At 73.0% G+C, this 21,208-nt stretch carries 24 protein-coding genes; 15 read left to right on the top strand and 9 right to left on the bottom strand.

Features of this window, described 5'->3' with window-relative positions; translation table 11 throughout:
- Positions 1–43 precede the first annotated feature (43 nt).
- From ACVHNB_RS28890 to ACVHNB_RS28880, 3 genes are read left to right on the top strand one after another with little or no spacing between them, the layout of a single operon-like run.
- The gene (locus tag ACVHNB_RS28890; RefSeq protein WP_428955606.1) at positions 44–778 is read left to right on the top strand and encodes an NUDIX hydrolase; all 735 of its coding nucleotides are present in this window, start codon (positions 44–46) and stop codon (positions 776–778) included.
- A complete protein-coding gene (locus ACVHNB_RS28885; protein WP_428955607.1) occupies positions 775–1,788 on the top strand; it encodes an ADP-ribosylglycohydrolase family protein in 1,014 nt (337 codons plus the stop codon). The genes ACVHNB_RS28890 and ACVHNB_RS28885 overlap by 4 nt, the downstream gene beginning before the upstream one ends.
- 41 nt (positions 1,789–1,829) lie before the next feature.
- Positions 1,830–2,591, top strand: a complete 762-nt coding sequence (locus ACVHNB_RS28880; RefSeq protein WP_456226239.1) for a nucleotidyltransferase domain-containing protein — start codon at positions 1,830–1,832, stop codon at positions 2,589–2,591.
- On the opposite strand, the gene ACVHNB_RS28875 is transcribed toward ACVHNB_RS28880, so the two are convergent.
- The 4 genes from ACVHNB_RS28875 to ACVHNB_RS28860 are packed head-to-tail and all read right to left on the bottom strand — an operon-like array spanning position 2,562 to position 5,054.
- Positions 2,562–3,275: a nucleotidyltransferase domain-containing protein gene (locus ACVHNB_RS28875; RefSeq protein WP_428955609.1), complete on the bottom strand. Its 714-nt coding sequence runs from the start codon at positions 3,273–3,275 to the stop codon at positions 2,562–2,564. The two genes, ACVHNB_RS28880 and ACVHNB_RS28875, sit on opposite strands and share 30 nt — an antisense overlap.
- Before the next feature lie 22 nt (positions 3,276–3,297).
- Positions 3,298–3,756 (bottom strand): Rieske (2Fe-2S) protein, encoded by a 459-nt coding sequence (locus ACVHNB_RS28870; RefSeq protein ID WP_428955610.1) that lies wholly within the window; start codon positions 3,754–3,756, stop codon positions 3,298–3,300.
- Complete coding sequence (locus ACVHNB_RS28865) at positions 3,753–4,337, bottom strand: DUF6529 family protein (protein ID WP_428955612.1); 585 nt, start codon at positions 4,335–4,337, stop codon at positions 3,753–3,755. The genes ACVHNB_RS28870 and ACVHNB_RS28865 overlap by 4 nt, the downstream gene beginning before the upstream one ends.
- Positions 4,338–4,394: 57 nt before the next feature.
- A complete protein-coding gene (locus tag ACVHNB_RS28860) occupies positions 4,395–5,054 on the bottom strand; it encodes a hypothetical protein (protein WP_456226238.1) in 660 nt (219 codons plus the stop codon).
- Between the two features lie 132 nt (positions 5,055–5,186).
- On the opposite strand from ACVHNB_RS28860, the gene ACVHNB_RS28855 reads away from it, so the two are divergent.
- The 6 genes from ACVHNB_RS28855 (at position 5,187) to der (ending at position 10,184) form a co-directional block, all read left to right on the top strand.
- Positions 5,187–5,630 (top strand): YidB family protein, encoded by a 444-nt coding sequence (locus tag ACVHNB_RS28855; protein WP_428955614.1) that lies wholly within the window; start codon positions 5,187–5,189, stop codon positions 5,628–5,630.
- A 119-nt stretch (positions 5,631–5,749) separates the two neighbouring features.
- Entirely contained in the window at positions 5,750–6,112 is a 363-nt protein-coding gene (aroH, locus tag ACVHNB_RS28850) for a chorismate mutase (RefSeq protein ID WP_428955615.1), read from the top strand.
- Positions 6,109–7,194, top strand: a complete 1,086-nt coding sequence (locus ACVHNB_RS28845) for a prephenate dehydrogenase (protein WP_428955616.1) — start codon at positions 6,109–6,111, stop codon at positions 7,192–7,194. Before aroH ends, ACVHNB_RS28845 begins: the two co-directional genes overlap by 4 nt.
- A gap of 88 nt (positions 7,195–7,282) precedes the next feature.
- Positions 7,283–7,978, top strand: a complete 696-nt coding sequence (gene cmk / locus ACVHNB_RS28840) for a (d)CMP kinase (protein WP_428955617.1) — start codon at positions 7,283–7,285, stop codon at positions 7,976–7,978.
- A gap of 59 nt (positions 7,979–8,037) precedes the next feature.
- The gene (locus ACVHNB_RS28835; RefSeq protein ID WP_428957712.1) at positions 8,038–8,625 is read left to right on the top strand and encodes a lysophospholipid acyltransferase family protein; all 588 of its coding nucleotides are present in this window, start codon (positions 8,038–8,040) and stop codon (positions 8,623–8,625) included.
- Positions 8,626–8,705: 80 nt separating this feature from the next.
- The gene (gene der / locus ACVHNB_RS28830; RefSeq protein WP_456226237.1) at positions 8,706–10,184 is read left to right on the top strand and encodes a ribosome biogenesis GTPase Der; all 1,479 of its coding nucleotides are present in this window, start codon (positions 8,706–8,708) and stop codon (positions 10,182–10,184) included.
- A gap of 48 nt (positions 10,185–10,232) precedes the next feature.
- Here der and ACVHNB_RS28825 read toward each other — a convergent pair whose 3' ends face one another.
- A complete protein-coding gene (locus tag ACVHNB_RS28825; RefSeq protein ID WP_456226236.1) occupies positions 10,233–10,526 on the bottom strand; it encodes a hypothetical protein in 294 nt (97 codons plus the stop codon).
- A 185-nt stretch (positions 10,527–10,711) separates the two neighbouring features.
- On the bottom strand, positions 10,712–11,509 hold the full coding sequence (locus tag ACVHNB_RS28820) for a hypothetical protein (protein WP_456226235.1): 798 nt from the start codon (positions 11,507–11,509) through the stop codon (positions 10,712–10,714).
- 370 nt (positions 11,510–11,879) lie between these two features.
- Between ACVHNB_RS28820 and ACVHNB_RS28815 the strand changes: the two genes are divergently transcribed.
- Both ACVHNB_RS28815 and ACVHNB_RS28810 read left to right on the top strand, forming a co-directional pair.
- Complete coding sequence (locus ACVHNB_RS28815) at positions 11,880–12,500, top strand: LysM peptidoglycan-binding domain-containing protein (protein ID WP_428955621.1); 621 nt, start codon at positions 11,880–11,882, stop codon at positions 12,498–12,500.
- A gap of 113 nt (positions 12,501–12,613) precedes the next feature.
- Entirely contained in the window at positions 12,614–13,171 is a 558-nt protein-coding gene (locus tag ACVHNB_RS28810; RefSeq protein ID WP_456226234.1) for a LysM peptidoglycan-binding domain-containing protein, read from the top strand.
- Here the strand turns inward: ACVHNB_RS28810 and ACVHNB_RS28805 are convergent.
- The 3 genes from ACVHNB_RS28805 to ACVHNB_RS28795 are packed head-to-tail and all read right to left on the bottom strand — an operon-like array spanning position 13,155 to position 16,954.
- Positions 13,155–13,826 carry an ATP-binding cassette domain-containing protein gene (locus tag ACVHNB_RS28805; RefSeq protein ID WP_456226233.1) on the bottom strand — a complete coding sequence of 224 codons (672 nt, stop codon included), beginning with the start codon at positions 13,824–13,826 and terminating at the stop codon, positions 13,155–13,157. The two genes, ACVHNB_RS28810 and ACVHNB_RS28805, sit on opposite strands and share 17 nt — an antisense overlap.
- On the bottom strand, positions 13,823–16,489 hold the full coding sequence (locus ACVHNB_RS28800; RefSeq protein ID WP_456226232.1) for an ABC transporter permease subunit: 2,667 nt from the start codon (positions 16,487–16,489) through the stop codon (positions 13,823–13,825). Before ACVHNB_RS28800 ends, ACVHNB_RS28805 begins: the two co-directional genes overlap by 4 nt.
- A gap of 3 nt (positions 16,490–16,492) precedes the next feature.
- Positions 16,493–16,954, bottom strand: coding sequence for a hypothetical protein (locus ACVHNB_RS28795; RefSeq protein ID WP_428955625.1), 462 nt, complete (start codon positions 16,952–16,954; stop codon positions 16,493–16,495).
- A 143-nt stretch (positions 16,955–17,097) separates the two neighbouring features.
- Here ACVHNB_RS28795 and ACVHNB_RS28790 point away from each other — a divergent pair, with 143 nt between their 5' ends.
- From ACVHNB_RS28790 to ACVHNB_RS28775, 4 genes are all read left to right on the top strand, one after another.
- Positions 17,098–17,640, top strand: a complete 543-nt coding sequence (locus ACVHNB_RS28790) for a hypothetical protein (protein WP_428955626.1) — start codon at positions 17,098–17,100, stop codon at positions 17,638–17,640.
- Entirely contained in the window at positions 17,615–18,913 is a 1,299-nt protein-coding gene (locus tag ACVHNB_RS28785; protein WP_428955627.1) for an ABC transporter substrate-binding protein, read from the top strand. Before ACVHNB_RS28790 ends, ACVHNB_RS28785 begins: the two co-directional genes overlap by 26 nt.
- A 202-nt stretch (positions 18,914–19,115) precedes the next feature.
- Entirely contained in the window at positions 19,116–20,363 is a 1,248-nt protein-coding gene (locus tag ACVHNB_RS28780; RefSeq protein WP_428955628.1) for a glycosyltransferase family 4 protein, read from the top strand.
- The gene (locus tag ACVHNB_RS28775; protein WP_428955629.1) at positions 20,360–21,196 is read left to right on the top strand and encodes a hypothetical protein; all 837 of its coding nucleotides are present in this window, start codon (positions 20,360–20,362) and stop codon (positions 21,194–21,196) included. Before ACVHNB_RS28780 ends, ACVHNB_RS28775 begins: the two co-directional genes overlap by 4 nt.
- Positions 21,197–21,208: the final 12 nt, after the last annotated feature.

Below are 21,208 nucleotides of genomic sequence, written 5' to 3'. Positions count from 1 at the left end.
TCCTTTTAAGGTCACTTAGACCAATAAAGGAGGGGGCTGTCGCATGCACGGCTACGACAAGCACGCCTACGAGCCCTTCGCCGTCACCGTCGATCTCGCGGTCTTCACCATCCGCGCGGGCCGGCTGCACATCCTGCTCGTCGAGCGCGGCCAGGACCCGTACGCGGGGCGCTGGGCGCTGCCGGGGGGATTCCTGGAGCCCGACGAGTCCGCGGAGACCGCGGCCCGGCGCGAGCTCGCCGAGGAGACCGGACTGAGCGATGTCGCCGGACTGCACCTGGAGCAGCTGCGCACCTACAGCGAACCGGACCGCGACCCCCGGATGCGGATCGTCTCCGTCGCCTTCGCCGCGCTCGTCCCGGACGCGCCGCAGGCCCGGGGCGGCGGTGACGCCGCCCGCGCCGCGTGGCTGCCGCACGCCTCCGGCGCGCACGGCCCGCTCGCCTTCGACCACGACCTGATCCTCGCCGACGCCTACGAGCGGATCGGCGGCAAGCTCGAGTACACCTGTCTGGCCACGGCCTTCTGCCCGCCCGAGTTCACGCTCGGCGAGCTGCGCCAGGTCTACGAGGTCGTGTGGGGGGCCGAGCTCGACCCGGCGAACTTCCGGCGCAAGGTGCTGGCCACCCCCGGCTTCGTCGAGCAGGTGCCCGGCGCGTCCCGGCTGACCGGCGGCCGCGGCAAGCCCGCCGCGCTGTACCGGGCCGGCGGCGCGGACGCCCTGCTCCCGCCGCTGCTCAGGCCCGCGCCCGACCCCTCGGAAGGAACCCGCTCATGACCAAGCGTCCCGCGACCGGATCGCTCCTCGGGCTCGCCCTCGGGGACGCGCTCGGATTCCCGACGGAGTTCGACGACGTACCGGCGATCCTCGCCAAGTGCGGGCCCTGGCGGGAGATGGAACTGCCGGGACCCCCCGTCGCCCACATCACGGACGACACCCAGATGGCACTCGCCGTCTCGCGCGGCCTGCGCACCGCCATGGGGCGGGGCCCGCTCGACCCGCAGCGGTTCGAGCGGCCGCTGCGCGAGGAGTTCGTGGACTGGTATCAGTCGCCGGACAACAACCGCGCGCCCGGCAACACCTGCCTGCGCGCGTGCAACCTGCTCAAGGCCGAGGACCGGGCCTGGCAGGACGCCAGTCAGCCGCGGTCCAAGGGGTGCGGCGCCAACATGCGGGTCACCCCGCTCGGCCTCGTCCCCGGCCTGAGCGACGAACAGCGGGCGGGCGCCGCCCAGTTGCAGGCCGGACTCACCCACGGCCACCCGACCGCGCTCGCCGCCTCCGACCTCACCGCGCACGCCGTACGCCTCCTCGCCGAGGGTGCCGAACCGACCGGGCTCGTGGGACTGCTGCGCTCGTACGCGTACGAGAACCGCGAGACCTACCACGAGCGGTGGCTCGGCGACCTGTGGACGCGCGGCGGCGCGGCCACGCCCGAGGCGTTCGCCGCGGCCGGCTGGGACGAGTGCCTCGACGTGCTCGACCGGCTGCGCGACGCCCTCGCGTCCCCCTCGCCGGAGACCGACCCGTGCCTCGCCACCGGCGCGGGCTGGATCGCCGAGGAGGCGCTCGCCACCGCCCTGCAGTGCTTCCTGCTCTTCGTGGACGAGCCGGTGCTCGCGCTGCGCAGAGCCGCCTGCACCTCCGGCGACTCGGACTCGATCGCCGCGCTCGCCGGCGCCTTCGCGGGCGCCCACCTCGGGGCCGACGCCTGGCCCGCGAAGTGGGTGGAGCGCATCGAGCACCGGGACGAGCTGATCGCGTTCGGCGCCGGCTGGGACGCGTGAATGCGCGGGTGCGCGGCGGCGCGGTCCGGCAGTATGGCCGGATGATCGCCGACGCGCACCTGCCCGCCTCCGTCGACCTGACCTCGGTCGTCGCGGACGAGCCCGACCCGCTGCTGTTCGCCACGGTCTCCGGCGCCCACCTGTACGGGTTCCCCTCCCGCGACTCCGACGTGGACCTGCGCGGCGTCCACCTGCTGCCCGCCGCCGCGCTCCTCGGGCTGCGCGCGCCGGAGGAGACCCGGTCGCGGATGTGGTTCACCGACGGCGTCGAGATGGACCTCGTCACCCACGACCTGCGGAAGTTCGTACGGCTGATGCTGCGGCGCAACGGCTATGTGCTGGAGCAGCTGCTGTCACCGCTCGTCGTGCACACCACGGACACCCACCGCGCACTCGTCGCGCTCGCGCCGGACGTCGTCACCCGGCACCACGCCCATCACTACCGCGGGTTCGCCGGCACCCAGTGGCGGCTCTACGAGAAGACCCGCGAGCTCAAGCCGCTGCTGTACGCGTTCCGCGTGCTGCTCACCGGAGTCCATCTGATGCGCAGCGGCGAGGTCCAGGCCCATCTGCCCACGCTCCTCGGGGAGTTGACGGCGCCGGCCTATCTGCCCGACCTCATCGAGGCCAAGGCGGCCGCCGAGCACGGCGGTGCCGACGTGGAGCACGCGCGCGTGGCCGCCGACATCGAGGCGCTGCACGCCGAGCTGGACGCGGCGCAGACCGCGTCGAAGCTGCCCGACGAGCCCCGCGCCCACGACGCCCTGCACGACCTAGTGGTCAGGGCCCGCCTGGAGGGCTGAGCCGCGGCGGGTGCGGATCAGGAAGTCCTCGACGCGGGCCCGGTCCGGTTCGAGGGGGAGCGGGGTGCGGGCCGCCGCCTTCTCCGCCTCGGCCGCGAGCCGCTCCATCCGGGCCTCCACCTCCGGCCACGCCACCTCGCCGCGCTTGACCGCGAGGAGCGCCTCGCGCTGATCGCCCACGTCGATCGTCAGCTCGCCGGTGCGCAGCAGATCGCGGCAGGACATCAGGAGCCGCAGCAGGTGCATCGCGTGCTTCCAGCGCGGGGCGCCGTGGGTGCGGACATCGGCCTCCAGCTTCCTGCGCTGGCCGGCCGCGTACCGCGCGAACGTCTCGTGCGCCCGGCGCGACAGGAACGCCCCGCGCAGGGCGAGGAGCTCGCGGCCGGTGTCCGTGACCTGCTCGACGAGCGGGGAGTGCAGGCACTCCAGGATGTTCGGGTTGGCGCGCAGGGCCAGCTCGCAGAAGCGCTCCAGCTCCCAGGAGAACTGCTCCTGCGCCGGGCCCTCGACGTGCGTGGGCGGCTTCTCGAACCGCCAGTACAGGGGCGTCGGCGCCAGGTACACGCCGCGGCGGTCCGTGTCACTGGCGTCCGTGGCCAGACCGAAGGCGCGCGAGCCCATCACGCAGGAGTAGACCGTGTGGTCGCGCACCAGGTCGTGCGGCCGCGGGTGTTCCGGTTCCATGCGGGGAGCGTAAGGCGTGCCCTCAGCCGAGCGAGATCGAATTTCCGGTGACCGTGATCTTCTGCGGCGGCAGCGGGCGCGGCGCCGGGCCGCCCGCCACCGAGGCGTCCGCGATCCGGTACTTCGAACCGTGGCACGGGCAGTTGATCGTGCCGTCCGACACCGACCCGACCGTGCAGCCCTCATGCGTGCAGACCGCGGAGAACGCCTTGAAGTCGCCCTGCGCCGGCTGCGTCACCACGACCTTCTTGTCGGCGAAGACCTTCCCGCCGCCGACCGGGACATCGGACGTCTTCGCCAGCTCGGCTGCCGCGGGTGGCTCCTGGGACCGCTTCGTGGGCGTGCCGGACCCGGTCGGCGACGGCTGCGGCCGAGCCGTGTCGCCGTCCCCGCCGTTCTCGTCGCCGTACTTGCTGCACCCCGCCATGAGCGAGGCCGCGCCCGCGAGGAGCACGCTGCGTCGGGTCGCCGCAGGCTTCATGTCGTCACCCCCACCGTCCGGAAGAACCACAGAGCGGACGTCAGCCACAGCAGCGTCAGGACCGCGAACACCAGGCCGCCCACCACCGGCAGCAGCCAGCCGGGCAGCCGCTCCGCGCGCAGCAGCAGCATCTTGGCGCTGAACGCGCCGAAGAAGAAGCAGCCGAGGAACGAGTGCCACATGACGCGGTCCGAGTACGTCTGGTAGCCGAGCCCGTAGAGGCAGTGCACCGCGACCGGCACCGCCACCAGGAACGCGATCCGGCCCGACCAGCGGTGCAGGGCGGGCGCCCAGGACGGGCCGCGCAGCTTCCCGTACACCATGAAGGCCGAGACGACCTGCACCAGCGCGAAGACGAAGGCCACCGTCGCGAGCCAGGACTTCACCGCGCTCGTACTGGAGAACCCCGCCAGGTTGAAGGCCGTGCCCGCCGGGTCGTGGACCTTGCCGTACGCCCCGAGCGCCACGGCCACCAGCGCCGCGACGGCGGCGGGCACCAGATAGCGGGCCGGGTGCGGGCGGCGGTGACCGGGATCGGGGCCGGGGAAGCTCTGGGTGGCGGCATTCGGATCGACGGTCATGACAACCCCTCCACACAGGTCATCGGGTCGACGGTCATGGCAACCCCTCCACACAGGTCAGGGCACGACGGGGCGCGCGGTCACGTGCTCGCCGTCGACCGTGACGGCGCCGGTCTCCGGATCGATGGGAGGTGCCTTCGACGGCTCGTCGTCCCGCGTGACGATGCCGACCTGACGGCCGTCGGGCAGCACGATCCAGCCGCCGTCGATCTCCGCGCCGCGCACCTCGGTGGTGGCCCGGTACAGGCCGGACGGCTTGACGGCCTTGCGTGCCGTGAAGGCGTACGGGCGGTCCTCGATCTCGACGGTGCCGCGGATCCGCTCGTCGGCGAGGGTGCCCGTGAGCTCGGCACCGTGCTTGCCGCTGAGCTTCATCGAGCCGTCGTCCTCGACGTCCCCCTTCAGCCAGGACTCCTTGGAACGGCCGTCGCAGAAGTAGGCCACCGCCTTGTCGCCGCGTACGGAGACGGAGACGGCCGCGGTGTCGTCGTCGGTACGGCCCGCGTAGCTGGTCTTCGCAGCGGCCGGCTTCGACGGGCTCGGACCGGTGCTCGGGCCCGCCGTCGTACGGGTCGGCGCGGGCGACGGGATCGCCGTGGCGGCCGGCGCACCACCGGACGGAGAGGCACCTTCACCCGTCGTCGCGTTCAGCGACAGCATGACCAGGCCCAGAGCCAGACCGGCGAACAGCGTGTAGAGGGGTCCTGAGGACTTCATGGCGGGCCTCCCCCCGAGGCAGCACACGATGGCGCCATCCATGCAAGCAGTTCCGGCCGAGTGGCGACAGGGGGCGAATGGGGTGACATTTAGGTGAAACGGGTTTTCCGAATGTCCGAAAGGCGCGTGACCATGGCGGGTAACGATCTGGGCAGTCTGCTCGGCGGTCTCCTGGGCGGAGGCGGCCAGAACGGGGCCTCCGGCGGGGGTCTCGACCTCGGAAAGATCCTGGGCGGCCTGCTCGGCGGCGCGGGCGGCGCGGCCGGATCCGGTGGAGGCTCGAACCCGCTCGGCGGCCTGATGGACATGATCACGAAGTCCGGCCTGGTCAGCCAGGACCAGCTCGACTCCTGGGTCGGCAAGGGCGACAACCAACCGCTCACCCCCGACCAGGTCAAGGAAGCAGTCCCCGACGAGACCCTCGACAAGGTCGCCACCGACGCGGGCGTCAGCCGCGACCAGGTGGCCCAGGAGGTGGCGCAGCAGCTGCCCCAGGTCGTCGACAAGCTGACCCCCGAGGGACAGGTGCCCAGCAGCGGCTCCCTGGAGGACCTGATCAAGCAGCAGCAGCTCTGATCCGTACGTCACCCGGTGCGCGGCGGCCGTCTCGAAGGACGGGCGCCGCGCACCCGCGCGTACCGCCCCAACTACGCTGGACGCCGGCAGACGTACGGACATGATCAAGGAGTGACACCGTGGCGGTACGAGCGGTCCGGGGCGCCGTCCAACTCGAACGGGACGAGGCCGGGCACATGGACGAGCAGGTCAGCGCCCTGCTCACCGCCGTCCTCGAGCGGAACGAGCTGACCTCCGACGACCTGATATCGATCTGGTTCACGGCCACGCCCGATCTGCACTCCGACTTCCCGGCGGCCGCCGCCCGCAAGCTCGGCATCGTCGACGTACCGCTGATCTGCGCTCAGGAGCTGGACATCGCGGGCGCCATGCCGCGCGTCGTCCGCGTCCTCGCGCACGTCGAGACCGAGCTGCCCAAGTCCGAGGTCGCCCACGTCTACCTCGGCGCCGCGGCCACCCTGCGCAAGGACATCGCCCAGTGAGAACCGCACTCGTCATCGGCACCGGCCTCATCGGCACCTCCGCCGCCCTCGCCCTCGCCTCGCGCGGTGTCACCGTGCACCTTGCCGACCACGACACGGCGCAGGCCCGCACCGCCGCCGCGCTCGGCGCCGGCACCGACGAGGCCCCGGAGGGCACCGTCGACCTCTGCGTCGTCGCCGTGCCGCCCGCGCACGTCGCCGCGACCCTCGCCGACACGATGCGGCGCGGCACGGCCCGCGCCTACCTCGACGTCGCCAGCGTCAAGGGCGGCCCGCGCCGCGACCTCGAAGCGCTGGGCCTGGACCTCACGGCGTACATCGGCACGCATCCGATGAGCGGCCGCGAGCGCAGCGGCCCGCTCGCCGCGACCGCTGACCTCTTCGAGGGCCGGCCGTGGGTGCTGACCCCGACCCGCGACACCGACACCGAGGTCCTGAACCTCGCCCTCGAACTCGTCGCCCTGTGCCGCGCCGTCCCCGTCGTCATGGACGCCGACGCCCACGACCGGGCGGTCGCGCTCGTCTCGCACATGCCGCACCTGGTCTCCAGCATGGTCGCGGCCCGTCTGGAGAACGCCGAGGAGAGCGCCGTCCGCCTGTGCGGGCAGGGCATCCGCGACGTGACCCGGATCGCGGCCTCGGACCCGGGCATGTGGATCGACATCCTCTCCGCGAACCCGGGACCGGTCGCCGACCTGCTCTCGGCGGTCTCCGCCGACCTCGACGAGACGGTCCAGGCCCTGCGCTCCCTGCAGTCCGCCGACGACGCCAAGCGCCGCGAGGGCGTCGCCGGCGTCGAGACGATGCTGCGCCGGGGCAACGCGGGCCAGAGCCGGGTCCCCGGCAAGCACGGCGCGGCCCCGGCGGCGTACGAGATCGTGGCCGTCCTCATCTCCGACCAGCCCGGCGAGCTGGCCCGCATCTTCGCGGACGCGGGCGCCGCCGGCGTCAACGTCGAGGACGTGCGGATCGAGCACGCGACCGGGCAGCAGGCCGGTTTCGTGCAGCTCATGGTGCAGCCCGCGGCGGCCCCGAAACTGGCGGCGGCGCTGCGCGAGCGCGGCTGGGCCATGCGGCAGTAAGAGGCGCCTGCGGGAGCCAGTAACCTTGTGCGGGGTGCTTTCGCGCCCCGCACTCCTGCCCCGTGTACTCAGAAAGGTGTCCGTCACCGTGGAAACCGCCGCCCCGGCAGCTGTGATCGTCGCCATCGACGGACCCTCCGGCACGGGCAAGTCGAGCACCTCGAAGGCCGTCGCCGCCCAGCTCGGCCTGAACTACCTCGACACCGGCGCCCAGTACCGGGCGATCACCTGGTGGATGGTGAACAACGGGATCGACCTCACCGACCCGTCCGCCGTCGCCGCGGTCGCCGGCAAGGCCGAGATCGTCTCCGGCACCGACCCGTCCGCGCCCACCATCACCGTCGACGGCACCGACGTCGCGGGCCCGATCCGGACCACCGAGGTCACCTCCAAGGTCAGCGCCGTCAGCGCCGTCCCCGAGGTGCGCGCCCTCATCACCGAGCTGCAGCGCTCCATCGCGACCGCTGCCGCCGCCGAGGGCCCGGGCATCGTCGTCGAGGGCCGGGACATCGGGACGACCGTGCTGCCCGACGCCGACCTGAAGATCTTCCTCACCGCCTCGCCCGAGGCCCGTGCCGCCCGCCGCTCCGGCGAGCTGAAGGGCGCCGACGTCAAGGCCACGCAGGAGGCCCTGATCAAGCGCGACCAGGCCGACTCCAGCCGCAAGACGTCGCCGCTCGCCAAGGCCGGCGACGCCGTCGAGGTCGACACCACGGAGCTCACGCTGCAGCAGGTCATCGAGTGCGTCGTGACCCTCGTCGAGGAGAAGCGGGCCTCCAAGTGAGTCCTGTCAGCCCTCCGGAACGTGGGGCCGAGGTCGGGCGGCGCATCGGCGTCGGCCTGATGTACGGGCTGTGGAAGCCGCGTGTGCTCGGGTCCTGGCGGGTCCCCGCGACCGGCCCGGTGATCCTCGCGGTCAACCACTCCCACAACATCGACGGCCCCATGGTCATGGGCGTCGCCCCGCGCCCGACGCACTTCCTGATCAAGCAGGAGGCGTTCGTCGGGCCGCTCGGCACCTTCCTCGAAGGCATCGGACAGCTCAAGGTGGACCGGACCAGCGCGGACCGGACGGCCATCACGCGGGCCCTCGACGTCCTGCGTGACGGGGGAGTGCTCGGCATCTTCCCCGAGGGCACGCGCGGCGACGGCGACTTCGCGTCGCTGCGGGCCGGCCTCGCGTACTTCGCGGTGCGCGGCGGGGCGCCGATCGTCCCGGTCGCCGTACTGGGAAGCACGGAGCGGCCCGGACGGTTGATAAAGGCGCTGCCTCCGCTGCGCAGCCGGGTCGACGTCGTCTTCGGGGACCCCTTCGAAGCGGGCGACGGCAGCGGGCGGCGTACGCGCAAGGCGCTCGACGCGGCGACCGTGCGCATCCAGGAGCGGCTCACCGCCCACCTGGCGGACGCCAGGCGCCTGACCGGGCGCTGAGCGAGACTTTCAGTAGTGCACCGGCCTTGACCGAGGCGGGCGCACCGATCACCACGAATGAACGACGAGGTACGGACTTCATGAACGACCAGATCCAGCCCGAGGGCGACGGCTTCGCCGAGCACGACCACGGGGCGCTTGGCGATGCCGAGTACGCGGAGTTCATGGAGCTCGCCGCGGAAGAGGGCTTCGACATCGAGGACGTCGAGGGCGCGATCGAGGCCGCCGGCCACGGTCCGCTGCCCGTCCTCGCCGTCGTCGGCCGCCCGAACGTCGGCAAGTCGACCCTGGTGAACCGCATCATCGGCCGCCGCGAGGCCGTCGTCGAGGACAAGCCGGGCGTCACCCGCGACCGCGTCACCTACGAGGCCGAGTGGGCGGGCCGCCGCTTCAAGGTCGTCGACACCGGCGGCTGGGAGCAGGACGTGCTCGGCATCGACGCGTCGGTGGCCGCGCAGGCCGAGTACGCGATCGAGACCGCCGACGCGGTCGTCTTCGTGGTCGACTCCACGGTCGGCGTCACCGACACCGACGAGGCCGTCGTCCGCCTGCTGCGCAAGGCCAACAAGCCGGTGGTGCTCTGCGCCAACAAGGTCGACGGCCCCAGCGGCGAGGCCGACGCCACCGCCCTGTGGTCCCTCGGCATCGGCGAGCCGCACCCGGTCTCCTCGCTGCACGGCCGCGGCACCGGCGACATGCTCGACGCCGTCCTGGAGGCGCTGCCCGAGGCGCCCGCGCAGACCTTCGGCACCGCCGTCGGCGGCCCGCGCCGCATCGCCCTGATCGGCCGTCCGAACGTCGGCAAGTCCTCGCTCCTGAACAAGGTGGCGAACGAGGACCGCGTCGTCGTGAACGAGCTGGCGGGCACCACCCGCGACCCGGTCGACGAGCTCATCGAACTGGGCGGCGTCACCTGGAAGTTCGTCGACACCGCCGGTATCCGCAAGCGCGTCCACCTCCAGCAGGGCGCCGACTACTACGCCTCGCTGCGCACGGCCGCCGCCGTCGAGAAGGCGGAGGTCGCGGTCATCCTGATCGACTCCTCCGAGACGATCTCCGTGCAGGACCAGCGGATCGTCACGATGGCGGTCGAGGCGGGCCGCGCGATCGTCGTCGCGTTCAACAAGTGGGACACCCTCGACGAGGAGCGCCGCTACTACCTGGAGCGCGAGATCGAGACCGAGCTCGGTCAGATCGCGTGGGCGCCGCGAGTGAACGTGTCGGCGCGCACCGGCCGCCACATGGAGAAGCTGGTCCCGGCCATCGAGACGGCCCTGGCGGGCTGGGAGACCCGCGTCCCGACCGGGCGCCTGAACGCGTTCCTCGGTGAGCTCGTCGCCTCCCACCCGCACCCCATCCGCGGCGGCAAGCAGCCCCGCATCCTCTTCGGTACGCAGGCCGGCACCAAGCCGCCGCGGTTCGTGCTCTTCGCCTCCGGGTTCATCGAGCACGGCTACCGGCGCTATGTGGAGCGGCGTCTGCGCGAGGAGTTCGGGTTCGAGGGGACGCCGATCCACATTTCCGTGCGCGTGCGGGAGAAGCGCGGGAAGAAGAAGTAGAGCGGTACGGGACAGCCGTACCGCTACGACGGTCCAGGCGCCGCGGGTTCAGTGCTCGCGGCGCGGTGCGGGCGGCAGCGCGGCCGGGAGATGACCTCCCTGGGCGTGCTGCCGCCCGTTCGTCTGCCAGTAGGAGTACTGGTGGTGCTGGACCGCCGCCGGGTAGTGCGGGGTGTGCTGCCGTGCCCCGTAGGGCCCCGTCCCGAAGGCCGTGAACCCCAGATCCTCCTCGCCGCTGCGGTCGCCGGGCAGGGCCCGGAAGGACCGGCGGTACTCCGCGTACAGGGCGTCGTAGATCGGAGTCGCCGAGCAGTTGCCCGCATAGTCCTCCGCGGGACGCATGGCCGGAATGGGGGTCGGATACGGCTGACGCCGCCCGGAGGGGGATGAGGTGGGGTCGTATGGGTGCACGTCTGTGCCAACGACCCGGACCCCCGACGGATGCGCCCTTGGCCTCGGCTTATGCGAGGCGTCAGGAGGATGACCGGCGCATTCGTCGGGGGTCCGGAAGGGGACCCGCCGTTGGCTCAGGTGCCCGCGAGCGGCATCGCGGCGGCGACCAGCCGGCCGTTCGCCGCGGCCTTGTCGAGGGCGTCGCGCAGCAGGTCCTCGCGGGGCTGCCGGCCGATCGAACCGACGGGGGCGGCCAGGACGAGCACGGTGTGCGTCTTGTTGGCCGCGGCCCGCCAGCCGTCGGTGACCTGGAGCGCCTGGTGCGCCTGCCACCAGGCGACCTGGGAGGAGGCGCCGCCGGTGCCGGGCTGCAGCACGGCGTGCAGCTGGCCCATGGCGAGCAGCACCGACCAGCCGGGCAGCACGCGCGGTGCCTCGTTCAGCTCGCTGACCGGCATGAAGCCCTGCTCGATCAGGAGCGGCAGGAAGTCGTCGCCGCCGCCGGGCTCGGCGCCGGGACGGGAGATGGGACCGGTCGGTTCGACGACGAGCGCGGGGTGCAGCTCGCCCGCGATCAGCAGCAGGCCGCTGGTCACCCCGAGCACGGCCTGGGTCGGGGCGGCCACCTGCGGCCCGCCGCCGGCCGGCGCGTCCGGGGACCCGGTCATGGACCGGACGGCGCCCTGGAGCTGGTCCTCGGCGACCTGGACGACCTGCGAGGGCAGGCAGGCGGCATGGGCGAAGGCGAGCACGGCGGTCTCGTCGCCGACGAACAGGACCGTGCTGGTGCGTTCCTGCGCGGAGTCGCCCGGCGTGCGGCAGGACGTGCAGTCGTAACCGCCGGGGGCGTTCTCACCGGCGAGCAGCCGGTCGGCTTCTTCGTCGCCGATCTCGGCGCGTACGTCGTCACTGACGTCGAGCAAGCGCGACACGGGGGCTCCTCTGGATCGGATGCGTACTTATGAAGGAACAACGGGTGATCTGTGGCGGGAGTCACGCCCGAAGGCGAACGGAATTCACTCATCCGAAGCGCACCGTGAGAAGGAACCCGGAATCTGTCACTCCACGCCAACTTGTAGGTACTCCGAGCAAGTTGAGGGGGTGAAGTGGGTCACAGATCACCGAGGTGGCAGGTCGACAAATCATGAAATCAGTGAATGAAGTGGGTGGCGCGTTTTCATCACTACTTTCGGTAACGGCCAACTGGCCTGGAGTGACAGGGACTTGGTTGATGCAAACCTCTCGGGCTGCCTAGATTCCACCGCCGTCTGCACCGAGCAGCAGTCCACGAGAGGGATTCTCATGTCCGTGCCGATTCGTACGGCTCGCACGACAGCGGTGATCGCCGGGGCGGTTCTCCTCGCCCCCCTCGGCCTCCTCGCGTCCGGCGGCTCCGCCCACGCGGCGGACTCCGGCGTCTGGGACCGCATCGCACGCTGCGAGAGCGGCGGCAACTGGCACATCAACACCGGCAACGGTTACTACGGCGGGCTCCAGTTCACCGCCGGCACCTGGCGCGCGTACGGCGGAGGGGCCTACGCCGCCACGGCCGACCGGGCCACGAAGGGCCAGCAGATCGCCGTGGCCACGAAGGTGCAGCGCGGGCAGGGCTGGGGCGCCTGGCCCGTCTGCTCGGCGCGGGCGGGCGCGTACGGCGGCGCACCGGCGGCGGCCGCCGCCGAGCCCCGCTCCGCCGCGCCCCGGTCGGCCGAACCGAAGTCCGCCCCGGTGGAGCGCGCCTCGTCGGGCGCGGGCCGCGGGACTGCCCGGAGCGGCGGCTACGTCGTCCGCAGCGGCGACACCCTGGGACGCATCGCGGCGGCCCACGGCACCAGCTGGCAGCGCCTGTACGCCGTCAACAAAGCGGTGATCGGCGGCGACCCGGACCTGATCCTCCCGGGACAGCGGCTGCTGGTCGGGTAGGCCCCGGCCGCGGCGATGCCCCGCGGTCCTGCCCGGTGCGCCGACCGGGTGGGGCCGCGGTCACTGCGGCGCGGCGCCGGGAGAGGCCGGTACCCGCTGCTTAGCGTGACGCGATGCACCTGATGCCCACGAAGCCGAAGATGCACATGTGGGCGGTGGCCCTCCTGGGCGGACTGCTCGCCCTGGTCCTCACGCCGCCCGCCGCGTCCGCCGCCCCCGGCAGCGGGAGCGCCGCCCGCAAGCCCTACGACTGCGCACGCGACCAGTGGCCGTGGTCCTGCCTCGCCGAGTGCGAGAGCGGCGGCCGCTGGAACGCGAACACCGGCAACTCCTTCTACGGCGGGCTCCAGTTCTGGCAGCCCACCTGGGAGGAGCACGGCGGCCTGAAGTACGCGCCCCGCGCCGATCTCGCGACCCGCGCCGAGCAGATCAAGGTCGCCGAGAACGTCCTGCGCAGCCAGGGCTGGCGGGCCTGGCCCGCGTGCTCGAAGAAGCTGCGGCTCGCCGGCCGCGTCCACGTGGTGCAGCGCGGCGAGACCCTGACCTCGATCGCCCGCCGCTTCAAGGTCAAGGGTGGCTGGGAGGCGCTGTACAAGGCCAACCGGCAGATGGTCGGCCCGCACCCGGACCGGCTCAACGCCGGCACCCAGCTGGTCATCCCGACGGCGTGACCTCGCCGGCCTCGCCCCTGAACACCACGGCGCCGCGCCCGAGTTCGTACACCAGCACCGTCGCCCCGCCCGGGCCGGACGGGCGCAGGCCCGGCGGCAGCCGCTGCTCGGCGAGGACCACGCAGGCGTCGAGCCCGCTCAGCAGGGCGTACGTGCGGTCGGCCACCCCGGATGACATGCCCTGGGCGGGCTCGTCGACCAGGACCACGCGGGCCCGGCAGAGCAGGGCGCGGGAGACGGCGAGCATCCGCTGTTCGCCGCCGGAGAGCGTGCCGGCGCGGCGGGCGAGGAGCGGGCGGAGCTCCGGATAGGCGTCGAGCGCCGGGGCGATGTCGCCGTCGGGCGCGGCGAGGCGGAGGTTCTCGGCGACCCCGAGCGCGGCGAAGACGGCCTGCCGGTCGGGGACGAGACACAGGCCCGCGGCCGCGCGGGCGCGGGGCGTCTGCCGGGTGACGTCGATGCCGTCCCACACGACGGTCCCGGTGGTGAGCGGGGCAGTGCCCGCGAGGGCGCGCAGGGCGGTGGTGCGGCCGGATCCGTTGCGGCCCAGCAGGACGGTGACCGCCGCGGCGGGTGCGGCGAGGCTGATGCCGTGGAGTGCTTCGAGAGGCCCGTAGCGGACGTGTGCCGCGCGCAGTTCGATGCCGTGCTTCACGGGCGCGCTCCGGCCGTGCGGTCGAGGACCGCCGCCGGTGGACCCGACGCCACGATGCGGCCCGCCGTCATCACGTGCACCGTGTCGGCCAGCTCCGCCACCAGGTCCAGGTCGTGCTCGACGACGAGCAGGCCCGTCCCGTCTCCGGCCAGCGCCTTCAGCAGGCGTGCCAGAGCGGCGACTTCGGCGTCGTCGAGGCCCGCCGCCGGTTCGTCGAGCAGCAGGACGTGCGGTCGGCCCGCGAGGGCCCGGGCCAGTTCGACGCGGCGCAGCGTCCCCGTGGGCAGATCGGCGGGGAACCGCCCGCCCCGCAGGCCGAACAGCCTGAGCAGACGCCGCGTCGCGTGCCGGTCCCGAACGCGGCCCTGCTCGGCGCCGACGCGAATGTTCTCGGCCACGGTCAACGACGGGAAGACGGCGAGCTGTTGGAACGTGCGGGCCACGCCGAGCCGGGTCCGTGCGTGGGCGGGGAGTGCCGTGATGTCCCGGTCCCCGAGCCGTACGCGCCCCGCGTCCGGCCGCACCGTCCCGGCGAGGCAGTGGAACAGCGTGCTCTTGCCCGCGCCGTTGGGCCCGACGACGGCGACGATCCGGCCGGGCGGCACGGCGATGTCGACGCCGTGCAGAACGGGGTGGCCGTCGAAGGAGACGGTGAGGCGCGCGCCGGACAGCACGGGCGGCGGTGAGGGTCGTCCGGCCGCCTGGGGCGGTCCGCCCGCTCTCGCCCTCCGGGTCCGCCTCGGCGCCGGGGCACTCCCCGGGCCGGCGGGCTCATCAAGCCCGTCCGAGGGCGCCGGACCGGGACGGCGCTCGCCCCGGCGCAGCGCATCCCGCACCGCGGCGCCCCGCGCGGTCGGCCGCCGAGGCCCCCGTACCCGTGCGACGAGGCCCCGAGCCGCCTCGTACGGCCCCTCCGGGAACCGTCCCACCAGCAGCGCCAGCACCCCGACGGCCGCCGCCGCGACCCCGCCGCGCGTCCCCGCGTCCAGGCCGACCAGCAGCGCCGCCCCGGCCGGCGCGGCGAGCAGGCTGTCCGCCCCGAGGGCCACGATCGCCGCGAACCACAGCAGCCCGCGCACCGGGTCGTACGCCCCGGGGTCGAACGACCGCACCCCGAACGCCAGCAGCCCGCCGCCCAGCGCCGCGAGCCCGGCCCCCACCACGAAGGCGGCGGCCTTGAGCGCGGACACCCGCACTCCGGCCGCCGACGCCCCGGCCTCGTGGTCCCGCAGGGCTGCCAGTGCCCGGCCGACCCGGCCCCGGCGCAGCGCCCATACGAGCACCAACGCGCCGCTCAGCAAGCAGAGTTCGAGGAGGTAGTACGCCCGGTCCCCGGCGAATCCGGCCGGCCTGCCCGGTGCCAGGCCCGAGGCCGCGTACGGCTGCGCGAACACGAACCGGCTCACCCCCACCCCGACGGCGAACGTGGCGAGGGCCAGGGCGAGACCGTGCCGGCCGATCGCGGGCACGGCCGTCAGCAGCCCCAGGGGCGCCACCAGGACCACCGCCAGCAACAGCGCCACCAAACCGGGGAGTTGGGGGATTCCCGGGAAGCGACCCAGTGCTGCCAATGTCGCGAACAGGGCGCCCAGTCCCGCGAACGCCCCCTGTCCCAGCGCCAGTTGGCCCGCACGGCCGGTCACGACGACCAGCGACAGCAGGATCAGCGCCAGCGCGGGCACCTGGACCGACGTGTGCAGGTCCGAGCCCGCGAAGCCCAACGGCAGCAGGAACAGCACCGCCGCCACCGGCCACGCGCCCGGCGGCGCCGGCACCACCCGCCGGGTCACCGCCCGCGGCAGTGCCCCGCGCCCGCCGATCCCCGGCAGGGCGAGCGCCGCGACCAGCAGCGCCACCACGAACAGGTTCGCCCCGACCGCCTGCAGCAGCGGCTCCGCCCGGCCGCCCGGGTGCAGCCGGGTCAGCTGGCTCTGCGCCACCCCGATCGCCAGCGCCACCGGCACGGCCACCGACAGGAACCGCATCCGCGCCGCGACCGCGACCGCCACGACCTCCATCACCAGCAGCGGCAGCCCGTACGGGTCGAGGCGCACATAGGGGGCCAGCAGCACTCCGGTCAGGCCCGCCGTGAACGCGCCGAAGGCCCAGCCCGCCGCCGCGACCCGGTCCGCGTCGATGCCGCCGAGCACGGCGAGCGGGCGGTTGTCGACGACGGCCCGCAGCTCCCCGCCGAACCGGGTCCACCGGGTCACCGCCCACACCGTCACCGCGATCGCGCAGGCCACCGCGAGCTGCCCCCACGGATCGGCCGCGATCAGCGTCGGCGCGTCCTCCCGTGCCCCCGTGCCCCACAACAGGGCCGCCGCCCCGACCAGCAGCACGAAGACGCCGAGCGAGGCGACGAGGGTGCGGGCCGGGTCGCTCCCCGCCGTCGCGAGCGGCCTGAACACCCCGCGTTCCAGCGCCAGTCCGAGCGCCGGGGCGACGACCAGGAGGACCAGCGCCGCGCCCGCCCACAGCGGCCAGGACCACACCACCACGCACTGCCGCAGCAGATACGCGCAGAGCATCGCGATCGCTCCGTGCGCGAAGTTCAGGACGCCGGTCGCCCGGTACGTGACGATCAGGCCGGTCCCGGTGAGCGCCGCCGCCGCACCCACCGAGAGGCCGGCCAGCGTGAGGTCGTACGTCAGGGAGGCCACGCCTCAACTCCCCGCGGGCGGCTCGCAGATGGGGCACGGCCCGAGACCGCCGGCCGCGACGGCCCCGGCGTCGGCGGGCACGGCCTCCGGCTTGCCCTCGACGAGCGGGCAGTCCGCGCGGTGCCACAGCGTGCCGCCGGGGACCATGAGGAGGGTGCCGTCGACGGCGAGCGGGGCGGCCGCCCGGGGCGCCGCCGGCGGGTCGACGGTGACCAGGAGCGCGTACAGCTCCTCCACCCGGGACCTGGCCAGGGCGCTCCTGCCGTACGTGAGCAGCACCGCGCCCGCGATGATCAGGGCCGCTCCGGGCACCGTGCACGAGGCGAGATAGGGCAGTTGGCGCTCGGCGAAGCGCTCGCCGGACATCCCGTACCATCCGACCACGCACAGCACGGCACCCGCGGTGAGGGCGGCGAGGCCCGCCCACAGGACGGGGCCCACGGTTCGTAGCCGGACAGTCCGCATCGGTGGCCCCCACGTCGTGATGTCGTGTGTCTGCCTGTGTGTCTGGTCTTGTCGGCCGATCGCTTGCACTATGCCTTCTGGAGGCCAACCCTGAAAACTCCGGGCGCAGTTGGGGTCCGGACCGACATCCGGTGGTGAGCCAGATGGTTCTCGGGAACAAGATCGGGACGGGTCGCGGGCGGAGTGCGGCCCTCGCCCTCGCCGCGGTCCTGGCGCTCGGTACGGCCGTGACCGCATGCGGCGACGACAGCGGCGGCAACGAGAGCGACCCGCCCACCCCCAGCTCGCAGGGGCCCTCCTCGAAGGAGCCCGCGCCGACCGGGCCCGCGGACGAGGCCGCGGCGAAGAAGGAGATCACGGCGAACTGGAAGAAGTTCTTCGATCCGGACGTGCCCGTGAAGGAGAAGCAGGACGTCCTGGAGAACGGCGCCGCGATGCGGCCGGTCCTGGAGAGCTTCAACGGCGACAAGCGCGGCGGCCAGGTCGAGGCGAACGTCGACACCGTCACCTTCACCTCGCCGACCGCCGCCGACGTCACGTACTCGCTGGCCCTGAAGGGCGCCACGGTGCTGCCCGGCGCCAAGGGCACCTCCGTCGAGCAGGGCGGCACATGGAAGGTGTCCGTCAAGACCCTGTGCGCGCTGGTGCAGCTGAGCGGCAATGCGTCGCCGGGCCCGGGCTGCTGAGGCGCTCGCCACGGGACTCGCCCTCCTCGTGCTCACCGGCTGCGGCTCGCGGCTGCCGGAGAGCGACTTCGGGGACGGGGCGCCGCGGCGTGCGCCTGTGAACGCGGCGGCGCCGATCCGCGTCGGGATCATCACGAGCGCGACGAGCCCCGTCGGCGGCGCCACCTTCACCGACACCCGCGACGGCGCACAGGCGTACTTCCGGAACCTGAACGACAGGGGCGGCATCCAAGGGCGCCGTGTCGACGTCCGCCTGTGCGACGACGGGGGCAGCGGCGTCGGCAACAACGAATGCGTGCACAAACTGATCGACGAGGAGAAGGTCGTCGCGCTGGTCGCCACCACGTCCCTGGACTACGCGGGCGCGGAACAGGTCTCCCACGCGCGCGTGCCCGACATCGGCGGCCAGCCGATCGGCGCCGCGTACGACACGTACCCGCACCTGTACGGGATCTACGGCAGCCTCGCGCCCCGCGACGGCACGCCCGGCTGGGACGGGAAGCTGTACGGCGGCACGGAGGTCTACCGCTACTTCAAGCGGGAGCGGGGCGCCCGCACCGCCGCCGTCGTCTCGTACAACCAGGCGGCCTCGGCGGCGTACGCGCGGCTCGTGCGGCGCGGCCTGGAGGCCGAGGGCTATCGGGTGATCACCGAGCAGGTCGACTTCGCCCTGCCGAACTTCCGCGCCGTCGCCGCGGACCTCAAGGACCAGGGTGTCGACCTGGTCCTCGACGCCATCGACGCGCACGGCAACGCACGGCTGTGCCGGGCCATGGACCAGGTCGGGGCCCGCGTCACCGCGAAGGTCACGAACGTGCAGAACTGGACGTCGTCCGTCGCCGCCGACTACAAGGACGCGCCGCACTGCCGCGCGTCCCTGTGGGTGACCGGCGCGAGCCGCAACTTCGAGGACACCGGGCACCCCGCCGTGCGCGCCTTCCGCGCCGCGACCGCGTCGCTGGGAACCCACACGCAGTGGCAGCTGGAGGGCTGGGCCGCCGCGATGTGGTTCACCGACGCCGCGCGCTCCTGCGCCGAGGACGGGGACGACGTCACGCGCGCGTGCCTCGACCGCTTCATGACGCGCGGCACCCCCTACACGGCCGACGGACTCCTGCTGCCCGTGACGTACCGCACCCTCGCCGAGCCGCCCGCGACCCGAAGAACGTGCCTCTCGGTGGCACGGTGGAGGGACAGCCGGGGCTGGGTCACCCAGAACGGTGACATGAGCCGTACCTGCTTTGACGTTCCGCAGCTCTCCTACCAGCCGTGACGTGGCTCCGATGGACTAAATGGCCAAAGGGTTCCCGATATTGCCTACCAATACGGCAACTGTTCTGGAACAAGATGATGATGAAGAACAACCCTCGCCGGGGCATCTCTGTCTAACCATCCGGTAGGCGGAGCACCCGGGCTGTTCAGACCGTTTCAGACTGTCCGGACTGTCCGCGAGGAATGGTGGGATACGGGGACGCATGCAGATTTCTTTCCTGATTCACAATGCGTACGGGATCGGAGGGACGATCCGCACCACGTACAACCTCGCCAACACCCTGGCCGAGCAGCACGACGTGGAAGTCGTCTCCGTGTTCCGGCACCGTGACGAGCCGGTCTTCGCGCCTGACCAGCGCGTACGGCTCCGTCACCTCGTGGATCTGCGCAAGGGCTCCGCAGGGTACGAGGGCGACGATCCCGAGGCCGAGCAGGCCGCCTCGGTCTTCCCCCGGCAGGAGGGGCGCTACGACCAGTACAGCGCGCTCACCGACCGGCGCATCGCCGAGTACCTGGCCGGTGTCGAGACGGACGTGGTCGTCGGAACGCGGCCCGGCCTCAACGTGCACCTCGCCCGGCAGACCAGGCGCGGCCCGCTGCGCGTCGGCCAGGAGCACCTCACGCTGGACACGCACTCCGTGGGGCTGCGCCGCGAACTGCAAAGCGTCTACCCGCGGCTCGACGCCCTCACCACCACCACCGAGGCCGACGCCCACGCCTACCGCGACCGGATGCGGCTGCCCGGCGTGCGCATCGAGGCCATGCCCAACCCGGTGCCCGCGCCCGGTGTCGCGCCGGCCGACGGCAGCGGCAAGTGGGTCGTGGCCGCGGGGCGGCTCGCGCCCGTGAAGCGGTACGACCTGCTGATCAGGGCCTTCGACAAGGTGCGCGCCGAGCGCCCCGACTGGCGCCTGCGGATCTACGGCGGCGGCAAGCAGAAGGACAAGCTGCGCCGCCTCATCGATCAACTCGGCCTGTACAACCACGTGTTCCTCATGGGACCCGCCAACCCCATCGAACCGGAGTGGGCGAAAGGTTCCGTCGCCGCGGTGACGTCGACCTTCGAGTCGTTCGGCATGACGATCGTCGAGGCGATGCGGTGCGGTCTGCCCGTCGTCTCCACCGACTGCCCGCACGGCCCCGGCGAGATCATCGACAACGGTGTCGACGGGCGCCTCGTCGAGGTCGGCAACGTCGACGCGATCGCCGGCGGCCTGCTCGAACTCATCAACAACGAACCGCTGCGCCGGCAGATGGCGGCGCGCGCCCTCACGCACTCCGAGCGCTTCGATCCCGCGCGGATCGCCGAGCGCTACGAGGACCTCTTCGGTTCGCTCACCGGCCGTGGCGGCTCCGTGGGACTGCTGAACCGGGCCCGCGGAACTCTGCTGGGCGGCGCCCACGCCGTGCGGGACGCCTTCAAGTCCCCGGGAAAGGGGCGCACCGCATGACGACGCCGCTGGCCACGCCCGCACCGCTGCCCGCGCCTGACGACAGGACCGTCCGTATGGCACCCAGCGCCGACTGCATCGCCGACTCCGCCGGCGGCCTCACCTTCGACGTCACCGACCACGGGGTCTCGACGGACCCGGCCCACCTCGTGCTGATCGACCGGGCCACCGGGGAGGAGGTCCGGCTGCCGCTCACGCCGATGGGCGACGGGCGCCTGCGCGCCTCGCTGCCGATCAGCGTGGGCCTGCCCGAGGGGCGCTGGGACACGTACGCGCAGGTCGCCGGGGACGAGCCGGTGCGGCTCATGCCGGGCGTGAACGATCTGCGCTCGCTGGTCGACCGCGCGCCCAGCGGATCGCGCGGCCATGTCGCCGTGCGGATCCCGTACGCCACCAAGCACGGCAATCTCACCGTGCGCAGCTGGCTGCGGACGCCGCACGCGGAGGCCGGTGAACTGCGCATCGTGGACGGTGAGTTGACGGTGCACGGGCGGGTCTACGGCACGCAGTTCACGGCCAAGGCGTACGCGGAGATACGTTCCCGCGCCGTCTCCGGTCCGGCGCTTCGGGCGGAATTGGCCGTCGACGGACCCGAGTTCACTCTGCGGATCGGGTACGACGAGTTCTCCGAGGGCCGTTGGGACCTGTGGGTGCGGCCCGGCGGGGACGACGGGCCCGAGGTGCGGGTGGCCCGGATCCTCGACGACATCGCCGACAAGAAGCCGATCTTCGCGTATCCGGTCGTCCAGGTGACCGTCGCCGGCCGGGACCTGTCGGCCGAGCCGTACTACACCGTCGACAACGACCTTTCGGTACACGTCACTTCGGTCTGAGCGCCCGGCGGC

Source organism: Streptomyces sp. YJ-C3 (assembly GCF_053891275.1).
The sequence above is the reverse complement of the archived record's forward strand: the minus strand, read 5'-3'. Positions and strand labels throughout refer to the sequence as shown.

Excerpts from the sequence above, each read along its gene's own strand:
- ACVHNB_RS28890 (WP_428955606.1), top strand. The coding sequence starts at position 44 with ATGCACGGCTACGACAAGCACGCCTACGAGCCCTTCGCCGTCACCGTC.
- ACVHNB_RS28885 (WP_428955607.1), top strand. The coding sequence starts at position 775 with ATGACCAAGCGTCCCGCGACCGGATCGCTCCTCGGGCTCGCCCTCGGG.
- ACVHNB_RS28880 (WP_456226239.1), top strand. The coding sequence starts at position 1,830 with ATGATCGCCGACGCGCACCTGCCCGCCTCCGTCGACCTGACCTCGGTC.
- ACVHNB_RS28875 (WP_428955609.1), bottom strand. The coding sequence starts at position 3,275 with ATGGAACCGGAACACCCGCGGCCGCACGACCTGGTGCGCGACCACACG.
- ACVHNB_RS28870 (WP_428955610.1), bottom strand. The coding sequence starts at position 3,756 with ATGAAGCCTGCGGCGACCCGACGCAGCGTGCTCCTCGCGGGCGCGGCC.
- ACVHNB_RS28865 (WP_428955612.1), bottom strand. The coding sequence starts at position 4,337 with ATGACCGTCGATCCGAATGCCGCCACCCAGAGCTTCCCCGGCCCCGAT.
- ACVHNB_RS28860 (WP_456226238.1), bottom strand. The coding sequence starts at position 5,054 with ATGAAGTCCTCAGGACCCCTCTACACGCTGTTCGCCGGTCTGGCTCTG.
- ACVHNB_RS28855 (WP_428955614.1), top strand. The coding sequence starts at position 5,187 with ATGGCGGGTAACGATCTGGGCAGTCTGCTCGGCGGTCTCCTGGGCGGA.
- ACVHNB_RS28835 (WP_428957712.1), top strand. The coding sequence starts at position 8,038 with ATGTACGGGCTGTGGAAGCCGCGTGTGCTCGGGTCCTGGCGGGTCCCC.
- der (WP_456226237.1), top strand. The coding sequence starts at position 8,706 with ATGAACGACCAGATCCAGCCCGAGGGCGACGGCTTCGCCGAGCACGAC.
- ACVHNB_RS28825 (WP_456226236.1), bottom strand. The coding sequence starts at position 10,526 with ATGCGTCCCGCGGAGGACTATGCGGGCAACTGCTCGGCGACTCCGATC.
- ACVHNB_RS28815 (WP_428955621.1), top strand. The coding sequence starts at position 11,880 with ATGTCCGTGCCGATTCGTACGGCTCGCACGACAGCGGTGATCGCCGGG.
- ACVHNB_RS28810 (WP_456226234.1), top strand. The coding sequence starts at position 12,614 with ATGCACCTGATGCCCACGAAGCCGAAGATGCACATGTGGGCGGTGGCC.
- ACVHNB_RS28795 (WP_428955625.1), bottom strand. The coding sequence starts at position 16,954 with ATGCGGACTGTCCGGCTACGAACCGTGGGCCCCGTCCTGTGGGCGGGC.
- ACVHNB_RS28790 (WP_428955626.1), top strand. The coding sequence starts at position 17,098 with ATGGTTCTCGGGAACAAGATCGGGACGGGTCGCGGGCGGAGTGCGGCC.
- ACVHNB_RS28785 (WP_428955627.1), top strand. The coding sequence starts at position 17,615 with ATGCGTCGCCGGGCCCGGGCTGCTGAGGCGCTCGCCACGGGACTCGCC.
- ACVHNB_RS28780 (WP_428955628.1), top strand. The coding sequence starts at position 19,116 with ATGCAGATTTCTTTCCTGATTCACAATGCGTACGGGATCGGAGGGACG.
- ACVHNB_RS28775 (WP_428955629.1), top strand. The coding sequence starts at position 20,360 with ATGACGACGCCGCTGGCCACGCCCGCACCGCTGCCCGCGCCTGACGAC.